The organism is Methylobacter sp., from assembly GCF_004322395.1.
GTDB lineage: Bacteria > Pseudomonadota > Gammaproteobacteria > Methylococcales > Methylomonadaceae > Methylobacter_A.
Window position 1 is genome coordinate 1 of the sequence record NZ_SCTW01000153.1, and the last position, 15,596, is coordinate 15,596.

Annotated in this window: 13 protein-coding genes and 1 tRNA gene; all 14 read right to left on the minus strand. The window is 43.4% G+C overall.

Annotated features, from left to right (window positions below; all coding sequences use genetic code 11):
* The coding region (locus tag EPO18_RS19685) for a GTP-binding protein (protein ID WP_292434535.1) at nucleotides 1–186 on the minus strand (186 nt) is incomplete at its 3' end.
* Nucleotides 187–214: 28 nt separating this feature from the next.
* Complete coding sequence (gene fusA, locus EPO18_RS19690) at nucleotides 215–2,311, minus strand: elongation factor G (RefSeq protein WP_292436441.1); 2,097 nt, start codon at nucleotides 2,309–2,311, stop codon at nucleotides 215–217.
* A 30-nt stretch (nucleotides 2,312–2,341) separates the two neighbouring features.
* Complete coding sequence (gene rpsG, locus EPO18_RS19695; protein ID WP_292436443.1) at nucleotides 2,342–2,812, minus strand: 30S ribosomal protein S7; 471 nt, start codon at nucleotides 2,810–2,812, stop codon at nucleotides 2,342–2,344.
* 19 nt (nucleotides 2,813–2,831) lie between these two features.
* Entirely contained in the window at nucleotides 2,832–3,206 is a 375-nt protein-coding gene (rpsL, locus tag EPO18_RS19700) for a 30S ribosomal protein S12 (RefSeq protein WP_292436445.1), read from the minus strand.
* A gap of 180 nt (nucleotides 3,207–3,386) precedes the next feature.
* Complete coding sequence (rpoC, locus tag EPO18_RS19705; RefSeq protein ID WP_292436464.1) at nucleotides 3,387–7,580, minus strand: DNA-directed RNA polymerase subunit beta'; 4,194 nt, start codon at nucleotides 7,578–7,580, stop codon at nucleotides 3,387–3,389.
* A 161-nt stretch (nucleotides 7,581–7,741) separates the two neighbouring features.
* Nucleotides 7,742–11,836, minus strand: coding sequence for a DNA-directed RNA polymerase subunit beta (gene rpoB, locus EPO18_RS19710; protein WP_292436447.1), 4,095 nt, complete (start codon nucleotides 11,834–11,836; stop codon nucleotides 7,742–7,744).
* A gap of 139 nt (nucleotides 11,837–11,975) precedes the next feature.
* Nucleotides 11,976–12,344, minus strand: coding sequence for a 50S ribosomal protein L7/L12 (rplL, locus tag EPO18_RS19715; protein WP_292436450.1), 369 nt, complete (start codon nucleotides 12,342–12,344; stop codon nucleotides 11,976–11,978).
* A gap of 78 nt (nucleotides 12,345–12,422) precedes the next feature.
* The gene (gene rplJ / locus EPO18_RS19720) at nucleotides 12,423–12,917 is read right to left on the minus strand and encodes a 50S ribosomal protein L10 (RefSeq protein ID WP_292436453.1); all 495 of its coding nucleotides are present in this window, start codon (nucleotides 12,915–12,917) and stop codon (nucleotides 12,423–12,425) included.
* Between the two features lie 180 nt (nucleotides 12,918–13,097).
* A complete protein-coding gene (rplA, locus tag EPO18_RS19725) occupies nucleotides 13,098–13,793 on the minus strand; it encodes a 50S ribosomal protein L1 (protein WP_292436456.1) in 696 nt (231 codons plus the stop codon).
* A complete protein-coding gene (gene rplK / locus EPO18_RS19730; RefSeq protein WP_292436458.1) occupies nucleotides 13,793–14,224 on the minus strand; it encodes a 50S ribosomal protein L11 in 432 nt (143 codons plus the stop codon). Before rplK ends, rplA begins: the two co-directional genes overlap by 1 nt.
* A gap of 105 nt (nucleotides 14,225–14,329) precedes the next feature.
* Complete coding sequence (gene nusG, locus EPO18_RS19735; RefSeq protein ID WP_292436460.1) at nucleotides 14,330–14,863, minus strand: transcription termination/antitermination protein NusG; 534 nt, start codon at nucleotides 14,861–14,863, stop codon at nucleotides 14,330–14,332.
* A 4-nt stretch (nucleotides 14,864–14,867) separates the two neighbouring features.
* Nucleotides 14,868–15,245 carry a preprotein translocase subunit SecE gene (gene secE, locus EPO18_RS19740; RefSeq protein ID WP_292436462.1) on the minus strand — a complete coding sequence of 126 codons (378 nt, stop codon included), beginning with the start codon at nucleotides 15,243–15,245 and terminating at the stop codon, nucleotides 14,868–14,870.
* A gap of 44 nt (nucleotides 15,246–15,289) precedes the next feature.
* A tRNA-Trp gene (locus EPO18_RS19745) sits at nucleotides 15,290–15,365 on the minus strand.
* A gap of 47 nt (nucleotides 15,366–15,412) precedes the next feature.
* On the minus strand, nucleotides 15,413–15,596 hold a 184-nt coding region (locus EPO18_RS19750; RefSeq protein WP_472850917.1), incomplete at its 5' end, for an EF-Tu C-terminal domain-related protein.

The window sequence follows — 15,596 nt, forward strand, 5'->3', positions numbered from 1 at the left end:
AGTAATACCACGCGCTCGCTCTTCGGGCGCATTATCGATTTGATCAAAGGCTTTAACTTCACCGCCTTGGAGCTCAGCCATTACTTTTGTTAAAGCAGCGGTTAAAGTCGTTTTACCGTGATCGACGTGACCGATGGTGCCGACGTTTACATGTGGCTTACTACGTGAGAATTTTTCTTTGGCCATGAGTTAATACCTTTAATTATTTTCAATTTTATGAAGATTTTTTAATAATCGCTTCCGCAATGTGTGCAGGCGTTTCATTATATTTTTCAAACTGCATACTGTATGTAGCCCGCCCCTGTGTTGCCGAACGCAAATCAGTTGCATAACCAAACATTTCCGCCAGCGGCACTTCGCAGCTAAGTGTTTTACCTGATGGAGCATCATCCATTCCCTGAATTATCCCACGCCGCCTATTGATATCACCTACAACATCACCCATGTATTCCTCAGGCGTAGCAATTTCAACTTTCATTATGGGCTCAAGCAAAACAGGGTCCGCCTTCCTTGCCCCCTCCCTAAAGCACATGGAGCCAGCAATTTTAAATGCCATTTCATTCGAATCCACATCGTGATACGAACCGTCAAATAAAGACACCTTTACATCCAATACAGGATAGCCCGCTAGAATACCACTCTTCAGCTGCTCTTGGATACCTTTATCTACAGCAGATATGAATTCTTTTGGAACTACCCCGCCGACAACCTCATTAACAAACTCATAACCAGCACCGATTTCTAGCGGCTCAATGCGCAGCCAAACATGACCATACTGCCCGCGCCCACCGGACTGCCTTATAAATTTACCTTCCTGCTCAACTGTCTTCCGAATTGTTTCTCTATATGCAACCTGCGGAGCACCAACGTTAGCCTCAACATTGAACTCTCTTTTCATCCGATCGACAACAATCTCAAGATGCAATTCACCCATTCCAGAGATAATTATTTGCCCAGACTCTTCATCCGTATGAACCCTAAAAGACGGATCCTCTTGTGCCAACTTTGCTAATGCCACCCCCATCTTTTCTTGGTCGGCTTTCGTTTTGGGCTCCACCGCGACCGAAATCACCGGATCAGGAAACTCCATGCGCTCAAGCACTATAACTTCTTTTAGATCACAAAGAGTATCACCTGTCGTTACATCCTTGAGGCCAATTGCGGCGGCTATATCTCCAGCACACACTTCTTTAACCTCTTCACGGCTATTGGCATGCATTTGCACTATCCGGCCAATACGCTCTTTTTTCTTCTTCAGTGGATTATAAATACTATCCCCAGAATTGAGCACACCTGAATAAACTCTAAAAAACGTCAATGTCCCCACAAAAGGGTCTGTAGCAATCTTAAACGCTAGCGCCGAGAAAGGAGCATGATCATCAGCAACACGTACCGACTCAACCACATCATCCTCAAGATGACCTTTTACAGCATCAATATCAGTGGGAGCAGGCAAATATTCAACAACTGCATCCAGCATTGCCTGAACACCTTTATTCTTAAAGGCCGAACCGCAATATGCAGGAACGATTTGATTGGCTATTGTTCTAGAACGAATACCAAGCTTAATCTCTTCGTTTGATAAACACCCTTCTTCAAGGTATTTTTCCAATAAATCTTCACTTGCCTCGGCAGACGCTTCAACCATATGCTCCCTCCACTCCTTGCAGGACTCTAGCATATCAGCCGGAATTTCCCTTTCCTTGAAGGTCATGCCCATATTGGCCTCATCCCAATATATGGCTTTCATTTTGATAAGATCAACGACCCCTTCAAAACCGTCTTCAGCACCAATCGGCAACTGCATTGGAACTGGCTTACCACCCAATCGTGCTTTAATCTGCCCAATTACGCGCAAAAAATCGGCGCCCGAGCGATCCATTTTATTCACAAAAGCTATGCGCGGCACGCTATACTTATCTGCCTGACGCCAAACTGTTTCAGATTGAGGCTCAACCCCACCAACAGCACAAAAAACGGCACACGCGCCATCTAAAACCCGTAACGATCGCTCAACCTCTATCGTAAAGTCAACATGACCCGGTGTATCTATAATATTTATACGATGCTGCGGAAATTGGCTCTCCATCCCGCTCCAAAAGCAGGTGGTTGCAGCCGAGGTAATAGTAATTCCTCGCTCCTGCTCCTGCTCCATCCAATCCATTGTTGCAGCACCATCATGCACCTCACCTATCTTGTGAGATACACCTGTATAGTAGAGAATGCGCTCTGTTGTTGTGGTTTTACCCGCATCAATATGTGCCATGATACCGATATTTCGATAAAACCCAATTGGAGTTTTACGAGCCACAACTATACAGTCTTCAATATGATTTATTGATTACCAACGATAATGCGAGAAAGCTTTATTTGCTTCCGCCATTCTATGCGTATCTTCACGCTTTTTAGCGGCAGAACCTCTACTTTCAAAAGCATCCATCAACTCACCGGCCAATTTCGTTGGCATATTCTTCTCATTTCTCTTACGTGACGCATCAATTAGCCAACGCATCGCCAAAGCCATACGTCTTGAAGGACGCACCTCTACTGGCACCTGATATGTTGCACCACCAACACGGCGAGACTTAACCTCAACCCTTGGCTGTACATTTTCCAGCGCCTTAGACAACACCTCCAGAGGCTCGCTATGACCTTTACTTTCAATTACATCCAAAGCACCATAGACAATCCCTTCCGCGACAGATTTTTTGCCACTTTCCATGATCATATTCATAAATTTAGTCAGCATTACACTGCCAAACCTTGGATCTGGAATAATTTCTCTTTTTGTAGCGACTCTTCTTCTAGACATTTATCTCACCAACCAACGATTAGCCTTTAGGCCGTTTTGTTCCGTATTTAGAGCGACCACATTTTCTATTAGTCACACCAGAAGCATCCAAACTACCACGCACAACGTGATATCTCACACCTGGCAAATCCTTGACACGACCACCTCTTATCAGAACCACGGAATGCTCCTGAAGATTATGCCCTTCACCACCAATATAGCTACTAACCTCAGAACCATTAGTCAACCTTACCCTCGCCACCTTACGAAGCGCTGAGTTTGGTTTTTTAGGTGTTGTCGTATAAACACGAGTACATACACCTCTGCGTTGAGGGCAAGCCTCTAATGCAGGAACATTGCTTTTTTCTATCTTTTTAGCACGAGGCTTACGAACCAATTGGTTGATCGTGGCCATAACTTTGTTTACTCCGATATACAATTTAATTGTCAGATAATAAAAGAACCGTCGCACACATTAAACGCCGACGGTTAATTTTAATTCGACCCGACCCAAGCACGTTAGCTCATTTGAGCAGAGTATATTACTTGCTAATCATTAACAGGTCAAGCCCATATTTAAATATTAAATAAGTCTTTAGATATTTAGAGCCTGCTTAAGAGCCTCTTCCACATCCCCTGCATCCACAGCCAGAGGCGCTTCGCTTTCCACTACTTCATGCTGAGCAAATCTGTTTTTTCTACTTTCATGATAAGCCAATCCCGTTCCTGCAGGAATTAACCGACCCACAATAACGTTTTCTTTTAGTCCTTGCAAACCATCACTTAATCCACGTACCGCCGCATCGGTTAATACCCGCGTTGTTTCCTGAAATGATGCCGCCGAAATAAATGACTCTGTCGCTAACGAAGCCTTAGTAATACCAAGCAGCACAGAGTTATAACTTGCTGGAATCTTACCTTCGGCTTCTACCTTATCATTTTCTTCTCTCATTGCTGCACGCTCAACCTGATCTCCTTTCAGGAAGCTTGTATCGCCAGATGCTGTGATTTCAACCTTTCTGAGCATTTGACGAATAATTGCCTCAATGTGTTTATCATTAATTTTCACACCTTGCAAACGATATACATCTTGTATCTCCTTAACCAGATAGTTCGCTAACTCCTCAATTCCTCTTAATCTAAGAATATCATGTGGTGTTAACTCTCCTTCTGCTATCGTTTCTCCTTTTTCTACATACTCACCTTCGAAAACCGTAATATGTCGCCATTTAGGTATCAGTGTTTCAACTTGCTCACCCGCAGAGTCTGTAATTATGACTCGCTGCTTACCTTTCGTTTCCTTTCCAAATGAAATGGTTCCACTAGTCTCAGCAAGGATTGCAGGATCTTTTGTTTTTCGCGCTTCAAATAAATCTGCAACGCGCGGCAAACCACCGGTAATATCTCTTGTTTTACTCGACTCCTGCGGAATCCTCGCTAAAACATCACCAACCTTTACCTCACCGCCGTCTTTAATTCCTGCAATCGCTCCTGCGGGCAAGAAATATTGCGCCGGTATTTCAGTTCCTGGCAAATAAATTGCGTTTCTGTCGCTATCAAATAGCTTCACCATTGGCCGCAATTCCTTACCTGCACTTCCCCGCTGCTTTGGATCAGTTACAACCAATGAACTCAAACCGGTAACTTCGTCAGATTGCTTTTGTACGGTCACACCATCGACAAAGTCAATTAACTCGACTACACCGTCAACCTCCGTGATAACCGGATGTGTGTGTGGATCCCAATTTACAATTATATCGCCCGCATTAACCCGGGAGCCTTCCTGCACTGAGAGCACTGCACCATAAGGAATCTTATAGCGTTCTTTCTCCCGACCATAATCGTCAACCACGCCTACTTCGCCGGATCTTGAAACAGCAACCAGATTTCCTTCGCGATTAACGACCGATTTCAGGTTATTAAGACGCACAGTACCCGCAGATTTAACCTGAACATTACTGATTGCGGCAGATCTTGATGCCGCACCACCGATATGGAACGTCCGCATAGTCAACTGTGTACCTGGCTCACCGATCGATTGCGCAGCAATAACACCAACCGCTTCGCCAATGTTGACTAAATGACCGCGACCTAAATCACGCCCATAGCAGGCCGCACAGACACCATGCCTATTTTCGCAAGTAATAATCGAACGAACCATAACCTGATCAATACTATGCGCTTCAAGGACAGATACCCAATGCTCATTCAGTAACGTGCCTTTAGGGGCCACTATAATATCTCCTGCCGGATCCATTATGTCATTGACAGCAACACGGCCTAATACACGCTCTGATAAAGGTTCTACTACGTCGCCACCTTCAATAATCGGAGTCATGATCAGTCCGTTAGATGTACCGCAATCATCACCGTTGATCACTAAATCCTGTGCCACATCGACCAACCTGCGCGTCAAGTACCCGGAGTTCGCGGTTTTCAACGCGGTATCCGCTAGACCTTTACGAGCACCATGTGTAGAAATAAAGTACTGTAATACGTCCAAACCTTCTCTAAAATTAGCGGTAATAGGCGTTTCAATGATGGAGCCGTCAGGCTTAGCCATTAAACCTCGCATACCCGCTAGCTGACGAATCTGTGCCGCAGAACCCCTCGCTCCTGACTCAGCCATCATAAAGATGGAATTAAACGATTTCTGCTTTACCGTCTTGCCGGTAGCATCAACAACAGACTCTTCACCCAGCCCGTCCATCATGACTTTGGCTATTTGGTCGTTAGCGTGCGACCAAATATCGACAACTTTATTGTATCGTTCACCGTCAGTTACCAAGCCGGAAGCATATTGGCTTTGAATTTCATTAACTTCTGCATCAGAAGCCTTAATAATGTCGACTTTTTTAGCCGGAATTACCATATCTTCGATACCGAACGAAACACCGGAAATCGTTGCATATCTGAAGCCCAAATACATCAATTGATCAGCAAGTATGACAGTGTCTTTGTTGCCTAAATAGCGATAGCTGTAATTGATCAACCGTGAAATATTCTTTTTGGTCATATCGCAGTTAACCAGCTCGTATGGCGTACGATCCGGAACCACTTCCCAGATTAACGCACGGCCCACGGTAGTTTCTACACGATAGGTTTTATCTTCAGTTTCGCCATTTTCATTTACCACTTTTTCCGTGATACGCAGTTGAATTTTGGCTTGCAATTCGACAGTTTTCTCTAGCAATGCCTTGTGAATTTCACCGACACTGACAAATATACTGCCATCGCCTTTCGCATTAATTTTCTCCCGACTGATGTAATAGAGACCCAATACCACATCTTGTGACGGATTGATGACAGGCTCGCCATTCGCTGGAGACAAAATGTTATTTGTCGCCATCATTAATGTTCTAGCTTCTAGCTGCGCTTCAATCGATAAAGGAATGTGCACAGCCATCTGGTCGCCGTCAAAGTCAGCGTTAAATGCGCTACATACCAATGGATGCAATTGAATTGCTTTGCCTTCAATCAGAGTAGGTTCAAATGCTTGAATACCTAGCCTGTGCAACGTAGGTGCGCGGTTTAACAAAATAGGATGTTCGCGAATAACTTCTTCAAGAATATCCCAAACCTCAGCACCTTCCCTTTCAACCATTTTCTTCGCAGCTTTAATGGTTGTGGCTAGACCGCGAAATTGCAATTTACTAAATATAAACGGCTTAAATAACTCTAACGCCATTTTTTTCGGAAGTCCGCATTGATGCAATCTTAATGTAGGGCCTACAACAATTACTGACCGGCCAGAATAATCAACGCGCTTACCAAGCAAGTTTTGTCTAAAACGACCTTGCTTACCCTTGATCATATCCGCTAATGATTTAAGCGGTCTTCTGTTAGTGCCGGTAATTGCACGACCACGACGACCATTATCCAGCAGCGCATCAACAGATTCCTGTAACATACGCTTTTCGTTTCGAACGATAATGTCCGGCGCATTTAAGTCCAATAGTCGATTTAAGCGGTTATTTCTGTTGATAACCCGACGATAAAGATCATTCAAATCAGAAGTTGCAAACCGTCCGCCATCCAAAGGCACCAATGGGCGCAACTCAGGCGGCAATACGGGCAATACTTTTAAAATCATCCATTCCGGACGATTTTTTGAACTCAACAAAGCATCCATAACTTTCAGGCGCTTTGAGTACTTCTTGATTTTGGTTTCTGAATTGGTCGAGTTTATTTCTTCGCGCAAAATCTCAACTTGCTCTTTTAAATCGATTGACTTAAGCAAATCATAAATGGCTTCTGCACCCATTTTCGCGACAAAATCATCCCCATGCAGTTCAACTGCATCCAGATAATCATCATCAGTAAGCAGTTGACCTTTATCCAAAGGCGTCATGCCTGGATCTAAAACTACAAACGATTCAAAATATAACACGCGTTCGATTTCGCGCAGTGTCATATCCAGCAACAATGCTATTCTGGAAGGCAATGATTTTAAAAACCAAATATGCGCGACAGGGCTGGCTAAATCAATATGCCCCATTCTTTCACGGCGAACCTTAGACAAGGTAACTTCAACGCCGCATTTTTCGCAAATTACGCCGCGATGTTTCAGTCTTTTATATTTACCGCAAAGACATTCATAATCACTGACCGGACCAAAAATCTTGGCACAAAATAAACCATCGCGCTCAGGCTTAAAGGTACGGTAATTAATCGTTTCCGGCTTTTTCACTTCACCATATGACCAGGAACGAATCATATCCGGCGATGCCAAACCGATGCTAATTCCGTCAAAATCATCGGCTCGACCTTGACGTTTTAAGAAATTCATTAAATCTTTCAAGAGCTTGTCCTCTTTAAAATACTTTCTGGCGTACCAGAATAGACTGTAAGTTAGGTTACGACTGCATGGATGCAGGAGCAATAGTCGAGACACCTCATTTCTGCGCCATAACCTAACATATACGGCATTGGCTTATCGAGTTTACACACCTAATCCCGCTGCAATTCTATATTGACAGCTAATGAGCGGATTTCTTTGATTAAAACATTAAACGATTCCGGCATGCCGGCTTCCATCTTATGATCACCATCAACAATGTTTTTATACATACGCGTCCTACCGGTCACGTCATCAGACTTAACTGTTAACATTTCCTGCAAAGTATAAGCCGCGCCATAAGCTTCAAGTGCCCAGACCTCCATTTCCCCAAAACGCTGACCGCCGAATTGCGCTTTACCGCCTAATGGCTGTTGAGTAACCAAACTATAAGGACCTGTTGACCGTGCGTGCATCTTGTCATCAACCAAATGGTTCAATTTCAGCATATACATATAGCCAACCGTGACTTCGCGCTCAAACGGTTCACCTGTCAAGCCATCATAAAGCGTAACCTGTCCATGTTCAGGCAAATCTGCCAACTTCAACATAGTGCGAATTTCTTCTTCACTTGCGCCATCAAATACAGGAGTTGCCATAGGCACACCGCCAACTAGATTATTCGCCATTTCCAGAATTTCTTGATCGGAAAATGAAGCTAAATCTTCTTTACGACCGCTGCTGTTATAAATTTTATCTAGATACTCCCTGATTGCAGTAACTTTTGCCTTTTCCTGATCGTACTGGGCTTCAAGCATTTTGCCTATTTTGATGCCTAGGCCTTTCGCCGCCCAACCCAAATGTGTTTCGAGTACCTGTCCAACGTTCATTCGCGATGGTACGCCTAGTGGATTCAAAACAATATCGACCGGATTTCCGTCAGCGGTATAAGGCATATCTTCAATTGGCCTAATCATAGAAATAACACCCTTGTTTCCATGACGTCCGGCCATTTTATCGCCTGGCTGTATGCGTCTTTTAACCGCCAGATAAACCTTGACCATTTTCAGAACCCCTGGCGCCAAATCATCACCCATGGTGATCTTTTTACGCTTGACTTCAAATTTTTCATCAAAGTCTTTTCTTTGCTGTTCTACCTGAGCGACAACAGTTTCTAGTTGAAGATTAATGTCTTCATCCTTCATACGGATTTTCAGCCATTCTGAATGCTTTAAGCCGTTGAGGTAGGCTTGCGTAATTTCAGTTCCTGCTTTTAACTGACCAGGACCTGATTGTGCAACCTTTCCAATCAACAGCTTGGCGACGCGGGCAAAAATGTCTTCTTCTAGAATTTTCAGCTGGTCATCAAGGTCTTTTCTATAACGCTTGATTTCTTCCTGTTCAATATCCAGAGCCCGTTTGTCTTTCTTTACGCCATCACGGGTAAATACCTGCACATCAATAACCGTACCCTCAATACTTCCAGGTACGCGCAACGATGTATCCTTAACATCGGCCGCTTTCTCACCGAAAATTGCACGCAACAATTTTTCTTCCGGCGTTAACTGTGTTTCACCTTTCGGCGTTACCTTACCCACCAGAATGTCGCCACCTTTGACTTCGGCACCAACATAAACAATCCCTGACTCATCAAGTTTGGACAACGCTTCCTCGCTGACGTTAGGAATATCCGCTGTAATTTCTTCAGGACTGTGTTTGGTATCACGTGCTACGCAAGTTTTCTCTTCAATATGAATCGTAGTGAAGCGATCTTCTTTAACGACACGCTCTGAAACCAGAATCGAATCTTCAAAGTTGTATCCATTCCATGGCATAAACGCAACCAGCATGTTTTGCCCTAAAGCTAACTCACCCATATCCGTAGAAGGACCATCTGCCATAATGTCACCGGCTTGAACAATATCTCCAGGCTTTACCAGTGGCTTTTGGTTGATACAAGTGTTCTGATTTGACCGGGTATATTTAATCAGATTGTAAATATCAACACCTGGAGTACCTGTTTCGGTCTCCGTATCGTTTACACGCACCACGATTCTAGCTGCGTCAACCGCTTCAATCTTACCGCCACGAGCGGCAACCACGGTCACACCCGAGTCTTTTGCAACTGTTCTTTCCATGCCAGTACCCACTAATGGCTTTTCAGCTCTTAGCGTAGGAACAGCCTGGCGTTGCATGTTTGAACCCATTAATGCGCGGTTAGCATCATCATGCTCAAGGAATGGAATAATTGAAGCCGCTACAGATACAATCTGCTTGGAAGACACGTCCATATACTGCACGGTGTCAGACATAGCCAAAGTAAATTCATCTTTATGACGACATGACACCAATCCTTCAACCAACTTTCCGCTTGCATCTACAGCCACACTAGCCTGAGCGATAACAAACTCGCCTTCTTCAATAGCGGACAAATAATCGACATGGTCGGTTACTTTCCCATCAACTACTTTTCTGTAAGGCGTTTCCAAAAAACCATAATTATTAGTGCGCGCATAAACCGATAATGAATTTATCAATCCGATATTTGGTCCTTCAGGCGTCTCAATAGGACACACACGCCCATAATGCGTTGCATGTACGTCACGAACCTCGAAACCAGCCCGCTCTCTTGCCAGACCGCCTGGGCCCAGAGCCGATACACGGCGTTTATGTGTCACTTGAGATAATGGATTATTTTGATCCATAAATTGTGACAACTGGCTGGAACCAAAAAACTCTTTTACTGCCGCAGAAACTGGTTTCGCATTGATGATTTCTTGCGGCATCAATCCTTCTGAATCTGCCAACGTTAAACGCTCTTTAACTGCTCGTTCAACGCGAACTAATCCAACGCGGAATTGGTTCTCGATCATTTCCCCAACCGAGCGTACGCGCCTGTTGCCTAGATGGTCAATATCGTCAACATTGCCGTTACCGTTACGAATATCGATTAATTCTTTAAGTACATCAATGATGTCATCTTTAGTTAAAGTACCAGGACCTGTTGTTTCTTGACGCCCCAAACGACGATTAAACTTCATCCGCCCAACCGTAGATAAGTCATATCGCTCATCGGTAAAAAACAGATTCTGAAACAGGTTTTCAGCCGAATCTTTGGTTGGCGGCTCACCTGGGCGCATCATCCGGTATATTTCAACCAATGCCTCAAGACTATTTGTAGTAGTATCCAGTCTCATGGCATTAGACATGTACGGACCTTTATCTAAGTCATTGACAAACAAGGTATTCAGATCGGTAATACCACTTTCAATGCATCGATCTATTATTGCTACAGTAAGTTCGTCGTTTACATTAGCAACCAACTCACCTGTAGATCGGTCAATCAGGTTATTCCCTAATATCTTTCCGACCAAGTAATCTTTTGGTACTTCTACTTCGGTTAAACCCGATTTGATCATTTCACGGATATGCTTTGCCGTAATCCGACGTCCTTCTTCAACCAATACCTGACCATTCTTGCTCTTAATATCAAATGCTGCAATTTCGCCACGCATACGCTCAGGTACGATATGGAAAATGCATTTTTGAGCATCAATGGTAAATTTATTCATCTCGAAGAAAATTTTGATCATTTCTTCGTTGTCGTATCCTAAACCCCTAAGCAAGATAGTTGCGGGTATTTTTCTACGCCGATCGATTCGAACAAAAACGCAATCTTTATGATCAAATTCAAAATCTAACCACGAACCACGATAAGGGATAACCCGCGCATTAAATAACAGCTTTCCAGATGAATGAGTTTTACCTTTATCATGATCGAAGAAAACGCCAGGCGAACGATGTAACTGCGAAACAATTACCCGCTCCGTCCCATTAATGACAAATGTTCCATTGTCAGTCATCAAAGGCAGCTCACCCATGTAAACTTCCTGTTCACGGATATCTTTAACTACTTTTGCATTCGCTGATGCTTCTTTATCATAGATAACCAAGCGAACCAATACTCTTAAGGGTGCCGCATAGGTAGCGCCTCTTTGTTGACACTCTCTTACATCAAAAACAGGCTCCCCCAATCTATATTTCACATACTCCAGCACTGCATATCCAGAGTGGCTTTCAATTGGAAAAACACTGGAGAACGCAGCGTGCAACCCACTGTCTTCACGCTTTTCAGCTGTAACACCTGATTGCAAAAAGCCCGCATATGAGTTAATTTGCGTTGCCAGAAGATAGGGAACATCAAGTACCTCAGTACCTTTCCCAAAGTTATTTCGAATACGCTTTTTTTCTGTAAAAGAGTAGGACATATCGCTTCCAAACCTTTTCGTCATAGATAATTTTCTACCGTGCAATTAGTGCAAACAGTAAAAGGCCGGTGACAAGATTGCCACCAGCCATACTTGGTAGAGACGTTATATTCCAACGTCTCTGCAATTGAGTCAAAATTTATTTAATTTCGACAGTAGCGCCAGCATCGACAAGTTGCTTTTTAGCATCTTCTGCTTCGGCTTTAGAAACACCTTCTTTCAGAACTGTCGGTGCACCTTCAACTGCATCTTTAGCTTCTTTCAAACCCAATCCAGTGATGCCACGTACCGCTTTAATAACCGCAACTTTGTTGTCGCCGAAAGCTGTCAGAACAACATCAAATTCAGTTTGCTCTTCAGCAGCCGCTGCTGCTGCCACAGGTGCCGCAGCTACAGCAACAGCCGCAGATACGCCAAATTTTTCTTCCATCGCCGAAATCAAGTCAACGATTTCCATAACGCTCATGTTTGAGACCGCTTCCAAGATATCTTCTTGCGAAATTGCCATTGTATATTCCTCTAAAATAATAAATTTAAACTGATTGTAAGTGGTAGTTATAGAAACGCTGCATAGCAACGCTTTCTATTATGCGGCTTCTTTCTGATCTCTGATCGCGGCCAAAGTGCGTACAAATTTCTCTGTAGGCGCTCTCATTACTGCCATTAACAAACCGATACCTTGATCGCGAGTAGGCAGATTAGCTAATCGAGCAAGCTCACTTCCACCGAACGCCTGTCCACCAATAGCAACTATCTTGGTAATTAACTTGTCATGAGTTTTGGCGAAATTATTAATTAAACGCGCTGCAGAACCTGGATCTTCCATAGAAAACGCAATTAATAATGGACCTACTAGCCCACTTTGCATGCATTCAAACTCTGTCCCAGCCACTGCTCGTTTTGCCAGTGTATTTTTTACCACACGCAGATAAACACCTGTCTCTCTCGCGGTTTTACGCAGTTCGGTTAATTCCGTAACTGTCAATCCACGATATTCTGCTGCAATTGCAGAATGAGCTTTTGCGGCGAATACAGCGACTTCTTCAACGACAGCTTTTTTGCTATCTAAATTTAGTGCCACAGCTTACCTCCGGAAATCATCCCCAGAATTAATAAAAAGTATTCATTGAATACCCCTTACGGTCCCTTTCCCCAGCTTTTAGGTTCCAGCTTCCGTCTACGCAGGAAAAATTAAGTTTTACAACACCTGCGGTCTTTGACGGTTACCGAACGGGTCGGCAACCCAAAGTCTTTTATAACGTTACATTGAAATACTGCTTTGATCCAGCCACAAACCTGGACCCATCGTTGAAGACAAAGTTATCTTCTTAATGTAAATACCTTTTGCAGCTGTCGGCTTTATTTTTCTTAAATCTGAAAGCAACGCTTCCAGGTTACCTTGAATAGCAGCGGCATCAAATGTAACTTTTCCAAGTGTACAGTGAATAATTCCCGACTTATCCGTTCTATAACGCACTTGCCCGGATTTAGCATTTTTTACTGCTGTAGCAACATCAGCCGTTACAGTTCCAACTTTAGGATTAGGCATTAATCCCCGAGGCCCTAGAATCTGACCTAACTGACCAACCACTCTCATAGCATCGGGAGAAGCAATAACTACATCAAAATTCATTTCACCCTTTTTGACCAGTTCTCCTAAGTCATCCATACCTACTATGTCAGCTCCGGCTTCTCTTGCCGCGTCAGCATTAGGACCTTGCGTAAAAACTGCAACTCTTACCGTTTTACCTGTACCATTGGGTAGCACTGTTGCACCTCGAACATTTTGATCGGACTTACGTGGATCCACACCCAAGTTAACGCTAACGTCAATAGCTTCATTAAACTTAGCAGTACCCAGTTCTTTTAACAACTGAACAGCTTCAGTAATTGAATATTGCTTGGTTTTATCAACTTTCCCTTTGATAATTTTTGCTTTTTTTGACAGCTTAGCCATTATAGTCCCTCCACATTCAGACCCATGCTGTACGCACTGCCTGCAATCGTTTTTACTGCCGCTTCCAGATTTGCAGCATTCAAATCTTCCATTTTTGTTTTAGCAATTTCTTCCAATTGCGCGCGGGTTACTGTGCCCACCTTCTTGGCATTAGGGTTGCTGCTTCCGCTTTTAATACCCGTTGCTTTTTTCAAAAGGATTGAAGCTGGCGGAGTTTTTGTAATAAAAGTAAAACTTTTATCACTATAAACAGTAATAACAACAGGCAAAGGCAAGCCTTTTTCTGTATCCTGAGTTTTAGCATTAAAAGCTTTGCAAAACTCCATGATATTAACACCGCGCTGACCCAATGCTGGGCCTACCGGTGGACTTGGATTTGCTTCACCCGCTTTAACCTGCAGTTTTATATACGCAGTTATTTTTTTTGCCATTATCTACTCCAAATATGGGTACAATCGCTTTTCAGCTCCCCTAAACACAAAAAATCACCGTCTTATTCAGGCGGTGATTTCGCAAATATTAAACCTAAACTTAAATTAACTTTTTTCCACTTGCCCGAAGCCAAGCTCAACAGATGTTGATCGACCAAAAATGAGCACTGATATTTTTATTTTACTTTTCTCATAATTAACTTCCTCAACGACACCATTAAAATCCTTAAATGGCCCATCAATGACCCTAATTACTTCACCAGCCTCAAACATTGTTTTGGGACGCGGCTTGTTCACTCCATCTTCTACTCTATTGAGTATAGCCATCGCTTCTTTTTCGGATATTGGCGCTGGACGATCAGAAGTTCCACCTATAAAACCCAATACCTTGGGTACATCTTTAACCAAATGCCAAGTTTCATCAGTCAAGTCCATCTGCACTAAGACATACCCGGGAAAGAATTTTCTTTCACTTTTACGCTGCTGTCCCATACGCATTTCTACAACTTCTTCGGTAGGCACAAGAATTTTGCCAAAATGCTGCTCCAAGCCTTCCCGCTTAATTCTTTCTTCTAACGCTTGCTTAACTTTATTCTCAAAATTTGAGTAGGCGTGCACAACATACCAGCGTAGCGCCATACCTTTACCCTCCTTGACCAGTTAAAAAACGTACACCCCAAAACAGAAACATATCTAACAGCCATAGAACAAAACCGACAATAATGACCATTGCAAACACCAGCAACGTAGTACGAAAAGTCTCATCACGCGTTGGCCAGACAACCTTTCTGACTTCCTGTTTGGACTCTAAAACAAAACCCCAAACGATCCGCCCTATCCCCGTTGTGAGCATCATACCTGCCACAATTATCGCCACAGTTACTAACCCAAGAACTCGGTATAAAAGTGGAATTTCTGAGAAATAATAAAATGCAGCCACACCAGCGACCACAAAGACTACGGAAAATACTTGCTTAACAACATCCAAAATCGATGCTGATGCTTCTATCTGAGTGCTCATGAATTATTTACTATGAAAATAGATTTGATATGCTTTGATCTGAATGGCAGGCCAGGAGGGCCTCGAACCCCCAACCCGCGGTTTTGGAGACCGCTATTCTACCAATTGAACTACTGACCTATTCAGATAAGCTTATATAAATTATTATATTATACTAAATAATATTATTATTCAAGTATTGATGCAACGACGCCTGCACCTACTGTACGACCGCCTTCACGAATTGCAAAACGCAAACCGTCATCCATAGCAATCGGTGAAATCAGTTTTACTTTGACTGAGATGTTATCGCCCGGCATCACCATTTCAACGCCTTCTGGCAACTCGACAGCCCCGGTCACGTCTGTCGTT